General features: G+C 64.7%; 9 protein-coding genes and 1 pseudogene. 8 read left to right on the forward strand and 2 right to left on the reverse strand.

Features of this window, described 5'->3' with window-relative positions; genetic code table 11:
• Window positions 1-195 precede the first annotated feature (195 nt).
• Window positions 196-2,277, reverse strand: a complete 2,082-nt coding sequence (locus ASE30_RS04930) for a glycosyltransferase (RefSeq protein ID WP_057283100.1) — start codon at window positions 2,275-2,277, stop codon at window positions 196-198.
• A 13-nt stretch (window positions 2,278-2,290) separates the two neighbouring features.
• Entirely contained in the window at window positions 2,291-3,613 is a 1,323-nt protein-coding gene (locus ASE30_RS28355) for a glycosyltransferase family A protein (RefSeq protein ID WP_235515181.1), read from the reverse strand.
• Window positions 3,614-3,942: 329 nt separating this feature from the next.
• Here ASE30_RS28355 and ASE30_RS04940 point away from each other — a divergent pair, with 329 nt between their 5' ends.
• From ASE30_RS04940 to ASE30_RS04970, 8 genes and pseudogenes are all read left to right on the forward strand, one after another.
• On the forward strand, window positions 3,943-4,716 hold the full coding sequence (locus ASE30_RS04940; protein ID WP_057283101.1) for an ABC transporter permease: 774 nt from the start codon (window positions 3,943-3,945) through the stop codon (window positions 4,714-4,716).
• 23 nt (window positions 4,717-4,739) lie between these two features.
• Window positions 4,740-5,426 carry an ABC transporter ATP-binding protein gene (locus ASE30_RS04945; protein ID WP_057283102.1) on the forward strand — a complete coding sequence of 229 codons (687 nt, stop codon included), beginning with the start codon at window positions 4,740-4,742 and terminating at the stop codon, window positions 5,424-5,426.
• A 47-nt stretch (window positions 5,427-5,473) separates the two neighbouring features.
• Window positions 5,474-6,652, forward strand: coding sequence for a hypothetical protein (locus ASE30_RS04950; RefSeq protein ID WP_057283103.1), 1,179 nt, complete (start codon window positions 5,474-5,476; stop codon window positions 6,650-6,652).
• A 32-nt stretch (window positions 6,653-6,684) separates the two neighbouring features.
• The gene (locus ASE30_RS04955; RefSeq protein ID WP_057283104.1) at window positions 6,685-8,778 is read left to right on the forward strand and encodes a glycosyltransferase; all 2,094 of its coding nucleotides are present in this window, start codon (window positions 6,685-6,687) and stop codon (window positions 8,776-8,778) included.
• A gap of 61 nt (window positions 8,779-8,839) precedes the next feature.
• Window positions 8,840-9,928, forward strand: a complete 1,089-nt coding sequence (locus tag ASE30_RS04960; protein ID WP_057283105.1) for a polysaccharide biosynthesis/export family protein — start codon at window positions 8,840-8,842, stop codon at window positions 9,926-9,928.
• Between the two features lie 18 nt (window positions 9,929-9,946).
• A partial coding sequence (locus tag ASE30_RS28360; protein WP_369819286.1) for a nucleotide sugar dehydrogenase occupies window positions 9,947-10,582 on the forward strand: 636 nt, incomplete at its 3' end.
• 1 nt (window position 10,583) lies between these two features.
• Window positions 10,584-11,585: pseudogene (locus tag ASE30_RS04965) on the forward strand (nucleotide sugar dehydrogenase); the annotation flags it as partial.
• A gap of 11 nt (window positions 11,586-11,596) precedes the next feature.
• A complete protein-coding gene (locus ASE30_RS04970; RefSeq protein ID WP_057283106.1) occupies window positions 11,597-12,622 on the forward strand; it encodes an SDR family oxidoreductase in 1,026 nt (341 codons plus the stop codon).
• The last annotated feature ends 1 nt before the right edge of the window (window position 12,623 follow it).

Here is a 12,623-nt window from a genome sequence, read left to right on the forward strand (position 1 = left end):
ACAGGAAGCCGCAGGCTGTCCCGGGGCCGGGTCGTGAGTAGGCGTAACTCACTTCAGCGCCCCGCCCGGCGAAAAGATGCAGGCGCGGATGACAGGACGCAATATAAAAAGAAGTGTTGCAAATGCGGTTTCGAAATAATCAAATGAATGCTGGCTATTAATCCGGACGAGTTCGCGGATTATTACGGACGCATGTCAGGATATTTTCATCTGCAGCAGCCGGGGCTCCGTCCGCACGCCCGGACGATCCAGCGGCTGCGGCTTGGCGGCCTGCATCAGGAAGTCGTCAAGCGCGCGCTCCAGCGGGGGATATTCCTCCGCCAGCCGCTCGCGGGCGCGCTTGCCCATTGCCCGCAGCGCCTGCGGGTCCTCCAGCGCTTCCAGCACGCGATGCGCGGTGGTGGCGGCGCTTTGCGAATAATCGAGGTGCAGGCCGCCTTTATCGGGGTCGACCAGGTCGATATACGCCGAATTCATGCCGACGGCAGGGCAGACCCCCAAGGCCATGCATTCCAGCAGGCCGGCGGTAAGCGGCAGCGGGGCGATTTCGGCGCGCGTCGGAATATAGGGGAATAGCGCCAGTTCCACCCGGGCCAGCAGTTGTTCCCGGGATACCTGGTCGCCGATATCCGGCACGAAAAGCAACTGTTCGTCATGCAGCCCGATGGAAACGGCATGGCGATGCATGGTCGCCGCGGATTTCTCGTCGCCCAGCACCATCAATATGACGTCATGGCGGCGCAGCGCGATTTCGGCATATATGTCGATAATGGTCCGCGCCGTGACGGGATCGGGATGGTCGTCCGTCAGCGCCAGCACCCGTTTGCCTTCCAGCGCCTGCATCGCGGCGTCGATCTCGGGCGCAGCCGCTTTGCGCGCGCGGCCCGGCGGCAAGGGCAGGGGCGGGAGGATGGTCGCGTCCTGCGCGCCGCCCAGCAGTTGCTCGGTGGCGCTTTGCATCGCGCGGGAACCCAGCGCGACCAGATCCGCGTCCACGATGGCTTCGGTGACCAGCTTGAGCTCCAGACGGCCGCGTTCCGACAGCGCGTGGTTGCCGCTGGCTTTCTGGAAGTAGTCCAGGCCCAGCAGGACCAGGCCATAAGGCACCCGCAGCGTCTGCGCGGCGTTGTTGGCCGCGATGGCGCAGCGCACGCTGTTCCAGGCCAGGACGGCGCGCGGCGGATGGCCGACGGTGGCCGCCAGCACGGCCTCGGACAGGGCCGAGGCCGCGTCCTCGATCGCTTGCGTCTGGCCCGGCTCGGTCCGCACCGCCCGGTACATCACGCCATCCAGGACGATATCGGTGTGCGGCAGCTCGGCGCGCAAGTGGGCGTCGGCGCGCGCGGTGTCGTCATTGGCGAGGCTGACGACGCAGACCGACCCATAACGCTGATGCAGCAGCGCCGCGTGGCGGTGAAGCGCGTTGCTCGCCGCGTTGCGTCCATGCAGCAGGGACACCGAAGAGACAATCACGATCGGACCGGCCGCGGCGAAATCGAACGCCTGGCGGGGCCGGGGAGCGCGGCGGCGGGCGCGCCGCATCAGCTCGTGGGCATTGCGCACGCGGCGCGCGCGGTGCTGCTCCGATGCGCTGAGTTCACCGCCGGCGCCTTGCACGCATTCCAGCAGCTTGGCGGGCGCGGCCACCAGGCCCGCGTCGTACAGGCTGAACGCCAGTTGGCGCACATGCGGCGCGTCCGGTCCCAGCGTCAGGAGCTGTTCGACGATCTGTTCGGAGATCTGCGGGTAACTGGTGCGAGCCCACTTGGCCACTTCGCAGAACACCTTCACCTTGGTCTGCGTGGGCCAGGGCTGCTTCGAGATCCAGAGAATGATCTCGGGGTCGCGCACGCGGCGGGCCTGATCCAGCGCCTCTTTGATGGCGCCGGCGGTTTCCGCGGGCAGCGCGGCCGGGGCCTGGCGCTTGGCGACGGGGGTATGGCGCCGCTGGCGCTTGTGGGAGTCCGACAGCCTGAACAGGCGCAGCGGCAGCATCATGTAGTCGGAGATGCTGCGCGCACGCGTGACCTCCATGCCGAACTGCCAGGTCAGCGTGCGCTCCTGGCGCGCCAGAAGCTGGTTGGACTCGCGCAGCAGCGCCTTCACGCCGGCCAGGTCCTTTTCAGCCTGCAGACGGGCGGCGCGCTCTTGTTCCAGGCGCGCATGCATCAGCTCGTTTTCCTGCGCCAGTTGTCGCAGCCGTTCCGGGGGCGCGGCGCGATGCGCGGCGGGTTCAACGGAGTGGGAGGTGGGCAAGGGGGCGGTGCTCGGTGGCATGGAATCCTGGTACTTATAAAGTGGCGGCCTGGCCCTGCGCCGCCAACAGGCGGTGCCGGCGGATCCAGGACTCGCGGTAAGCAATGCGGGCCTGCCGGCCCGCCATGGTCGCCAGGCCGGAGTCCGGCGATTGGGTCAACGACCCGGCCCGGTGCAGCGCCAGGGTATGGATGCCGGCGGTGCGCAGCAGCGCGGACTTTCCCAGACGCAAGGCGATGCGGTGCTCGTATTCCTCGTCCGCGCCAAAGCGCGATTCATCGAAATCGCCGACGGTGGCAGCGGTTGAACGGCGCATCATGAGCGAGCAGGGGTTGTGCCGGACAAAGGGGTAGATGCGTGGTGCGGCAAGGCGTCCATCCTCCGAGATGCGTATCAGTCTGCTGACCGTGGCGGCCGCGCCGGAATGCTCCAGCGCGGCAAGCTGCGAGGAGATTCTGTGCGGCAACATAATGTCGTCGGCGTCCAGGAAGGTAATGAATTCTCCTCGCGCCAGACGCAATCCAATATTCCGTGAGGCGTAAGCCCCATTATTGGCAAAGCGATGTGCAGTTATACGCGGATTTTCATCCGCGATCTGCCGCATTTGTTCGAATGTGTGATCCTGCGATCCGTCATCTATCGAAATGATTTCAACATTAGGATAGTTTTGATTCAGCACGGAGCGCAGGGCGGCGCCGATGAAAGGCGCGGCATTGTACGCGCAGATAATGACGGAAACCAGCGCGCCATCAGCGGGTGCGGAAGGCGCTAAGTCCCCGTTTTGCCCCAGGAAATCCAGCAAACTCAGGGGGGAATTACTGACGGAATCAAGGTTGCGTGCATCCGTCAGCAAAGATTTCAAGTATTGACGGGATTGTTGGAATTCGTTGGCATGACTGTGCAGCCCTGCAAGAATTACATGCAAATCCTTGGATTTTTTAATGTCTGCCGACATCCGGCCGGCCGCGGCGAAGCCAGCGGCGAGATCCCCCGCCGCCAGGGCGAAGGCGGCCTTCAGGTCCCATTCCCCCTCTATGAGCCACGCCGCCGCGGCCTTGGGATCGTGGCGGGCGAGCGCCAGCGCGTACTGGCGCCGTTCGTAGTCGGAGACCCGCGAACGGTAGTGTCCCACGTCCAGTTCTATCGGCTTGCCGGTCACTTCCAGCCTGGCCCGCTCGCGCGCGAGGCGAAATTCAGCAAAAACAGGGTCGGATGTTTCCGATGATGTCAGAAATAATCCAATTCTATTGAGAAAAACCGGGTTTTCGGGCCCGTTTTCATAGAGCTCATGAGGCCGCAGCGTCCGCGTAAGCCTATGTACTTTTCTTTGATAAATATTGAACAGGGGTTTAAGCAATATAGGGTCCGAGTCGGCGCGCCGCCGGTGGTCCCGGCGGTGGTCCGTCCCTGTGAAGCGGGGAGGCCGGGCGAAATTCACGATTAATTATAGGACCGCCTATACCTCATTTACTTGTCAGACCCGAATCCGGCCACGATTGATTTGATTTGATAAATATTGAAATCAACCCGCTGTCGCCGGCCTCGTATCATTCGTTCCGATTTTCCGGCAAGCCTGTTTGCGCCGGAAAGCACAACACTATTCACGGACCGGCCGTTTGGCGGCCGATTATTGGGAGCGGGTTTTCATGAGCGAGAGAATTGGATGAGCCAGGACGGAGGGGCCGGGTGAGCGCGACGGCGTTGCAGGTGCAGGTGCGCGTCGTGCTGTCCCTGATCTTCCGGGAGACGCGCGTGCGCTTTGGCGGCACCCGGCTGGGCTATGTCTGGGCGCTGATCGAGCCGATCCTGCACGTGGCGGTGCTATCCGCCATCTACGTGGTGTGGGGACGGATTTCGCCGATGGGGAACCTGCAGATGTTCTTCATCACCGGGATCATGCCGTTCTTCCTGTTCAGCCACACCTCTTCGCAACTCTCGCGCGCCATTTCCTCCAATGCGCAGCTGTTGCGGCTGCCGCCGATCACGAACATGGACATCGTGTTCGCCAAGGCGCTGCTGCAAGGCCTGACGTGGATCATCGTTTTCTTCATCCTGCTGTTCATCGTGATGCTGGGCGGCAAGTTGATCCTGCCCGAGCATGTCGAAGAGTGCGGGGCCGCGGCCTTTTTCACGTTTCTGCTGGGTTTCGGTTTCGGCCTGAACAACGCGGTTCTGAACGTGATGTTCAAGTCGTGGGAACGGGTCTACAGCGCCGTCACGCGGCCGCTGTACCTGCTGTCGGGGGTCTTTTATCTGGTGGACTCGTTGCCCGACCAGGCGCGCCGCGTCCTGGTGTGGAACCCCTTGGTGCACGCCATCGAGTGGTTCCGCGAAGGCTATTTCGCCAACTTCAGTTCGCTCACGCTTGACCGGTCCTATCTCATCAAGTGGTCGATCGCCAGCGTGGTCCTCGGCCTTTGCATGGAGCGCGCGTTCCGGCGCCGCCTGCATTCCCGCTGAATCCGCGGCGCCAGAACACAGACATGGAGGGCAATGTGCTTGAACTAAGGCATATCTCGAAGGGCTTTCGCTCCAAGAAAGGAGTGAAGCGGGTGCTGAACGATATTTCGTTCAAGTTCCGCGAGGGCGAGAACATGGCCATCCTGGGCGGAAACGGCTCGGGAAAATCCACGCTCGCCCGCATGATCTGCGGCATGGAACTGCCCGATTCGGGCCAGATCCTGCGCCAGGGCACGGTCTCGTTTCCGCTGGGCTTTGCCGGGGCGATCAGCCCCAACATGTCGGGCCGCGACAACGTGCGCTTCGTCGCGCGGATCTACGGCGCGAATGTCGCGCAGGTGGAACGCTTCGTGTACGAATTCTCGGAGCTGGGGCGGGCATACGACCTGCCGGTGGTGACCTACGCCAACAGCATGCGCGCCCGCCTGTCGTACGGCATCTCCATGGCCTTGAAGTTCGATGTCTACGTCGTGGACGAGATGGTCGCGGTGGGCGACCCCGCGTTCAAGCGCAAGTGCCTGGAGATCTTCGCCGAGCGTTCGAAAGACGCCACGGTGATCATCGTTTCCAGCGTGACGACGTCGCCGGCCCGTTTCTGCTCGGTCGGCATGATTTTGCAGGACGGCAAGCTGAGCGAGGTGGCTCCCCTGAAGGACACCATTGCCCGCTATAGCGCAGTGCCCCAGGAAGCGGCCGCCGCCGCCGTCTGATTCCACGCCGCCCGAGGGCGCCGTCCATTGAACCAACGAGTAACTAGATGACGAGTACGGAGAAAGTCTATACGGGGCCGCGTTTGCCCGACAACACCACGCCGCCGACGATGAGCCGCTTGCGGTGGTCCGCCGTCGCGGTGATCGGGGTGCCGGCGCTGCTGCTCGCCCTGTACCTGTTCTTCATCGCGGCCGGGCAATACGTGTCCGAAGCCCGCTTTGGCCTGCGGGCGGGCTCGCAGAGCCAGGTGGCGGGCGCGGGTTCGCAAAGCCATCCCATGGCTGGCGGCGCGGGCGTGACGACGGAATTGTTCGTCGATTCCTTCGCGGTGGTGGACTACGTGAAGTCCCGCCAGATCGTGCAGGAGCTCGACAAGAAGCTGGACCTGCGCAAGATGTGGTCGGGGCCCACGCTGGACTTCTGGTACGGCATGGACAAGGACGACACGGCGGAAGGCCTGTGGCGCCAATGGAACCGGATGGTCGACATCCAGTTCGACATGTCCACCGGGGCCATCATTCTCAAGGTGCGGGCGTTCTCGGCGGAAGATTCGCTGTTGCTGGCCCAGTCGATCCTGGAGTCCAGCGAGAAGCTGGTCAACCAGATGTCGGTCAAGTCGCGCGAGGACAGTGTCCGCTTCGCGACCGAGGAGGTCCGGCTGGCCGAGACGCGCCTGGTGGACGCGCGGGTCATGGTGCAGGATCTGCGCGCGCGCACCGGGGTGCAGGATCCGGTCAAGGAGGCCGAGGCCAATCTGGCGCTGGCGGCCAAGGTGCGCGGAGACATCGCCACGGTCGCGGCGGAGCTGGACGCCTTGCGTAACGGCGGCCTGTCCCGCGGACCGGCCTACGACCGGGTGCAGGCGCGCTACGAGGCGCTCAAGCGTCAGCTCGTCGCGCTGAACGATCATCAGATCAGCGGCGGGCGCGAGACGGACGGCAAGGGCCGCGGCGCGCTGTCCGCCCTGTTGCGCGAGTACGAAGCGGCCGAGACGCAGCGGCAGTTTGCCGAGGCTTACTACACCGGCGCCATGAAGGCGCTTGAGGATGCGCGCGCGCTGGCGTCGCGCCAGGTCCTGTACACGGTCATCGCGTCGCAACCGCAACTGGCCGACGAATCGCTGTATCCGCGCCGCATCGTCGACACCGCGTTGGGCATCCTGGCGCTTTTCATTCTCTGGATTGTGGGCGTGCTGATCACGTACGCGATCAAGGACCACGCCTGAGCGGGCGGCTGACACAGGACAGGAGGTAAGGCATGTTCTCCCTGCTTTCCAAATTGCGCCGTCCGCGGCGCGCGGACACCGGCGACAAGGCGGCCAGCGGCAACGCGCCGCCGGCCGTGGCGGTGTCCGACCGGCTGGCGGCGGCCCTTGCAGACGCCAGCGACGACCATGGCGAACCCGAGCGGGATCTGCTGCAGCGCGCGCGGCATGCGCTGGAAACCCGCATCAAGGCGGGCGATCCGCTGGGCGCGGTGCCGGAGCTGCTGGGCTATGTGCAGCAGTATCCGCAGACCGAGCTGTTCCAGGTGCTGGTGGCGCGCAGCCTGGAGGCCGCGCACCGGCCTGACGACAGCCTGGTGGTGTGGCGCGGCATCCATCAGCGGTTTCCCGATTCGCCCGACGCTTTCATCCTGATGCTGCGCGGGGTGAAGCGCCAATTGGGCGCGGACGCGGGCCGCAAGGAAATGGAACTGTATTTTTCGGGCGGCAGCGTCGCGGCCAAGGATATACAGCTGGAGGCCAAGAGCTGGGACGAACTGGGCGACGCGGCGCAGGCCGATGCCTGCTTCGAACGGCTCACGCAGGCGCATCCGCGTTTCGAAAACGGTTATGCGGCCTGGGCGCAATCGCTGGTGCGCCGCGGTTTTCCGTGGCGCGCGCGGCAGGTGCTTGAGGCCGGTATCGGCGTGCTGGGCGAGGCCGCGCGCAAGCTGTCGCGCCGCCTGAGCGACCTGAACGGGGATCTGATCGCGCTGCGCAGGCTGGGCGTGGAGGGGGAGGCCGGTGACATCCCGGTCAGCATCCTGGTGCTTGAAAGGCTGTTCGAAGAGATCGGCCGCCGGCGCAACGCCGAGTACGAAACGCTCGATGAATCCTTCGTCGGGCCTGTCCTGATGATCAATGGTTCGCTGGGGGCCGGCGGCGCGGAGCGGCAGTTCGTCAACACCGCCGTGGCGCTGCAATCCGCGATCCAGGAAGGGCGTTCGATTGCCGGATATCCGGTGCTGGGCCCCGTCCAGGTCGTGTGCCGGTCCTTGCGCAGCCGGGAAGGCGCGGACTTTTTCGCGGCCGCGCTGAAAGAGGCCGGCATTCCGGTCTCGGTCTATTCCGACATGGAGGCCTGGGGCGGATGCGAGGTGTCGTCCCTGCTCAGCACCTATCGGGACTACCTGCGCTTTCTGCCCAAGCAGATCGTCGAGGGCACCTCCAAGCTGACCGACGGCCTGAGAGCGTCAGCGCCGTCCATCGTGCACATCTGGCAGGACGGCTCCATCTTCGCCACGGCGCTGGCGGCCTTGCTGGCCGGCGTGCCGCGCATCGTGCTGTCGGTGCGGACCATGCCGCCGGTGGATCGTCCGGACCGCTACCGCGTCGAATACGACACGATCTACCGCGCGGTGCTGGGCATGCGCGGGGTGGCGCTGAGTTCGAATTCAAGCTTTGCCGCGAAGCGCTATGCGGACTGGCTGGGCCTGGATGAGCGGCGCATTCCGGTGGTCTACAACGGGCTGGCGCCGCTGAACGCGGCGCACGACGAGACCTGCACGCGGATGTGGCGCGAGTTCAAGGCGGCGGCGCCGGACAACGCCTTTGTCATTGGCACGGTGATGCGCGTGGACGACAACAAGCGGCCCTTTCTCTGGGTCGAGGCCGCGCATCTGTATGCGCAGTCCAACCCGGACGCGCGCTTTGTCATGGTGGGCGGCGGACCGCTGCTGGAGCCTGTCAAGGAGTTCGCGCAGCGCCTGGGCATGGACGGCCGCATTCTGTTCACGGGCATTTCCCGGCGCGTCGGCTTCTGGCTGTCGCACTTCAACGCCTTCATGCTGCTGTCGCGGTTCGAGGGCCTGCCGAACGTGCTGATCGAGGCGCAATTCTCGGGCGTTCCGGTCGTGACGACCCTGGCGGGCGGCGCGGGCGAAGCCGTGCAGGAAGGCGTGACGGGCTTGACGCTGCCCAGCGGCGAGATCGAGGCGGCGCCGGTGGTGCGCGCCATGGAACGGATGCGGGAAATGTGCGCCAGCGATCCCGATATCGGCGAGAAGGCGCGCACCTGGGCATCCGCCCGCTTTTCGCTGGAGCGGATGATCGCGTCCACCGTCAATTGCTATGTCAATTCCTACTAGTGGCGCGAGCCGCGAGGCCCTGCGGCATTACCGCCCACGGCCGGAACATTGGAACGGAGTCATGAATACACGAGTTTTACGCTTTGCCGCAGTCTTTGCCCTGGCCTTGCTGTCGGGGTGCAGCTGGCTTTCGGGCTCGGGCCCCACGCGCTCGGCCATCCTGAGCGGCCCCGAGGATACGGCCGCCGCCGCCAACTATGAACTGGTCGACCTGCAAGCGGGGACGATCGCCCCGTATCTGCTGGACCGGACCCGCAAGGATGACGGCATCACGTCCGAAGGCTATTCGGGCAACATCCGCGTGATGCCCGGCGACGTGATGCGCGTGCTGGTGGCCGATAGCGTCGAGGGCGGGTTGTTCGCGCCGCTGGCCGCGGGCGGCACGGTGTTCGAGGCGGTGCGCGTGGATGCGAACGGCGCCATTTCGCTGCCCTATGCCGGCAGGCTGAAGGTGCAGGGCAAGTCCCTGCCCGCCATCGAAGAGATGATCAAGGGCAGGCTGCAGCACTCGGCGGCCGTCAAGCCGCAGGTGATGGTGGACCTGGCCGACGACCGCAGCAATTCGGTGCTGGTGGCCGGCGCCGTGCCGCGCCCCGGCCGGTTTGGCGGCATCAAGGCGCCTCTGACGGCGCTGGACGCGATCACCCTGGCGGGGGGCTCGACCTTGCCCGCCTATCAGGCCGACGTGGTCATCCGCCACGGCCGCAGCGTGACCCGCATTCCTTACCACCAGCTCCTCAATGGCAAGAACGTGGCGGTCGAGCCGCGTTCAGAACTGGTCGTCGAGCCCAACCTGAAGCGCTTTGTCGCGATGGGCGCGCTGACCAAGCCCGGCCTGCATGAACTGCCGTCCAAGCAGACCAATCTGCTGGATGCGCTGGGCGTTGCCGGCGGGCTGAATGACCGGGCCGCGGATGCCACGGGGGTGTTTGTCTTCCGTCTGGATGGCAAGACCGCCGAGGGCGCGCCCAAGCCCATTGTGTTCCGCCTGAACATGCGCAACCCGGAATCCATGTTCCTGGCCAAGCAGTTCGAACTGTTACCTGAAGACGTCGTCTACGTCAGCAATGCGCCGATGTACGAGTGGGAGAAGATCATTACTCCCATCGTGCAGGTGTTGATTGTCGGCCAGCGCGTCGGTACCTATTGAATCTTTTAGAGGTATGAAATGTCCCACCAACCTGTGAACCTGTCGGATGTGAAGCTGGCCGTTGTCGGCCTGGGCTATGTAGGCCTGCCGCTGGCGGTGGAGTTCGGCAAGAAGCGTCCCGTGGTCGGCTTCGATATCAACAACCGCCGGATCGACGGCCTGCAATCGGGCTTCGACCAGACGCTGGAAGTGAGCGAGGCCGAACTCGCCGAAGCGACGCAGCTCAGCTACACCGCCGACCGCGCCCAGTTGGGCCAGGCCAACGTGTACATCGTGACCGTGCCCACCCCGATCGACGAGTACAAGCAGCCGGACCTGACCCCGCTGGTCAAGGCCAGCGAAACCATCGGCGCCGTGCTCAAGCGCGGCGACATCGTCATCTACGAATCCACCGTCTATCCGGGYGCCACCGAAGAAGACTGCGTGCCGGTGCTGGAGCGCGTGTCGGGCCTGAAGTTCAACGTGGACTTCTATGCCGGCTACAGCCCCGAGCGCATCAACCCGGGCGACAAGGAACACCGGGTCAGCACCATCAAGAAGGTGACGTCCGGCTCCACGCCCGAAGTCGCCGAACTGGTCGACCAGCTGTACAAGCAGATCATCACCGCCGGCACGCACAAGGCGTCCAGCATCCGCGTGGCCGAAGCCGCCAAGNGCCACCGAAGAAGACTGCGTGCCGGTGCTGGAGCGCGTGTCGGGCCTGAAGTTCAACGTGGACTTCTATGCCGGCTACAGCCCCGAGCGCATCAACCCGGGCGACAAGGAACACCGCGTCAGCACCATCAAGAAGGTGACGTCCGGCTCGACGCCCGAAGTCGCCGAACTGGTCGACCAGCTGTACAAGCAGATCATCACCGCCGGCACGCACAAGGCGTCCAGCATCCGCGTGGCCGAAGCCGCCAAGGTGATCGAGAACACGCAGCGCGACGTGAACATCGCGCTGATCAACGAACTGGCCCTGATCTTCAACAAGATGGGCATCGACACCGAAGCCGTGCTGCAGGCRGCCGGCACCAAGTGGAACTTCCTGCCGTTCCGTCCGGGCCTGGTGGGCGGCCACTGCATCGGCGTGGACCCGTACTACCTGACGCACAAGGCGCAGTCCATCGGCTACCACCCCGAGATCATCCTGGCGGGCCGCCGSCTGAACGAYTCGATGGGCGGCTACGTGGTGTCGCAGCTCGTCAAGRCCATGACCAAGARCCGCATCCATGTGCAGGGCGCGCGCGTGCTGGTGATGGGCCTGGCCTTCAAGGAAAACTGCCCCGACCTGCGCAACACGCGCATCGTCGACATCRTCCGYGAACTGGSCGACTACAACGTCGACGTGGACGTCTATGACCCGTGGGTCGACGCCGAGGAAGCCGTGCATGAATACGGCCTGACCCCGGTGAGCCAGCCCGAGGAAGGCAAGTACGACGCCGTCATCCTGGCGGTGGCGCACAACCAGTTCAAGGCCTTGGGCGCGGAGGGCATCCGCAAGCTCGGCAAGGCGCAGCCCGAGGAAGGCAAGTACGACGCCGTCATCCTGGCGGTGGCGCACAACCAGTTCAAGGCCTTGGGCGCGGAGGGCATCCGCAAGCTCGGCAAGGCACAACACATTCTGTACGACCTGAAGTACGTGCTGTCGCCTGCCGAATCCGATCTGCGTCTGTAAGGGATTTTGCAATGACCACACGTTTTGAGACCATCACCAAGGAACTGTCCGCCACGCCGCGCAAGTGGCTGGTGACCGGCTGCGCCGGCTTCATCGGTTCGAACCTGCTGGAAACCTTGCTCAAGCTGGGGCAGTCCGTCACCGGCCTGGACAACTTCGCCACGGGCCACCGGCGCAACCTGGACGAGGTCCGCGCATCGGTCTCTCCCGAGCAATGGGCGCGCTTCACCTTCGTGGAAGGCGACATCCGCGATCTGGACGCATGCCGCCGCGCCTCGGAGGGCGTGGACTACGTGCTGCACCAAGCCGCGCTGGGTTCCGTGCCCCGTTCGCTGAATGACCCGATCACCACCAACGAGGTGAACATCGGCGGCTTCCTGAACATGCTGGTCGCCGCGCGCGACGCCAAGGTGAAGTCGTTTGTTTATGCCGCGTCCAGCTCCACTTACGGCGACCATCCGGCGCTGCCCAAGGTGGAAGAGAACATCGGCAAGCCCTTGTCGCCTTACGCCGTGACCAAGTACGTCAACGAGTTGTACGCCGACGTGTTCGCCCGGTCCTATGGCTTCGAGACCGTGGGCCTGCGGTACTTCAACGTGTTCGGCAAGCGCCAGGATCCGGACGGCGCCTACGCCGCCGTGATTCCGAAGTGGACGGCCGCGATGATTCAGGGCAAGGACGTCACCATCAATGGCGACGGCGAGACCAGCCGCGACTTCTGCTTCGTGGAAAACGCGGTGCAGGCCAACATTCTGGGCGCGACGGCCGCGCCCGAAGCGCGCAACCAGGTCTACAACGTGGCCGTCAGCGGCCGCAGCACCCTGAACCAGCTTTTCGGTTTTCTGGTGCAGGCCCTGGGCAACCAGGGCGTGGTGTACGGCAAGCAGCCGGTATATGCCGACTTCCGCGCGGGCGACGTGCGCCATTCGCAGGCCGACGTCAGCAAGGCCGGCCGGCTGCTGGGCTATGCGCCCACGCATACGGTGCTGCAAGGCCTGGAAGTCGCCATGCCCTGGTACACGCAATTCCTGCGTTGAT

The organism is Achromobacter sp. Root83 (genome assembly GCF_001428845.1).
Lineage (GTDB): Bacteria > Pseudomonadota > Gammaproteobacteria > Burkholderiales > Burkholderiaceae_B > Achromobacter.

Excerpts from the sequence above, each read along its gene's own strand:
- ASE30_RS04960 (WP_057283105.1), top strand. The coding sequence starts at position 8,840 with ATGAATACACGAGTTTTACGCTTTGCCGCAGTCTTTGCCCTGGCCTTG.
- ASE30_RS04930 (WP_057283100.1), bottom strand. The coding sequence starts at position 2,277 with ATGCCACCGAGCACCGCCCCCTTGCCCACCTCCCACTCCGTTGAACCC.
- ASE30_RS04945 (WP_057283102.1), top strand. The coding sequence starts at position 4,740 with ATGGAGGGCAATGTGCTTGAACTAAGGCATATCTCGAAGGGCTTTCGC.
- ASE30_RS04970 (WP_057283106.1), top strand. The coding sequence starts at position 11,597 with ATGACCACACGTTTTGAGACCATCACCAAGGAACTGTCCGCCACGCCG.
- ASE30_RS04955 (WP_057283104.1), top strand. The coding sequence starts at position 6,685 with ATGTTCTCCCTGCTTTCCAAATTGCGCCGTCCGCGGCGCGCGGACACC.
- ASE30_RS04950 (WP_057283103.1), top strand. The coding sequence starts at position 5,474 with ATGACGAGTACGGAGAAAGTCTATACGGGGCCGCGTTTGCCCGACAAC.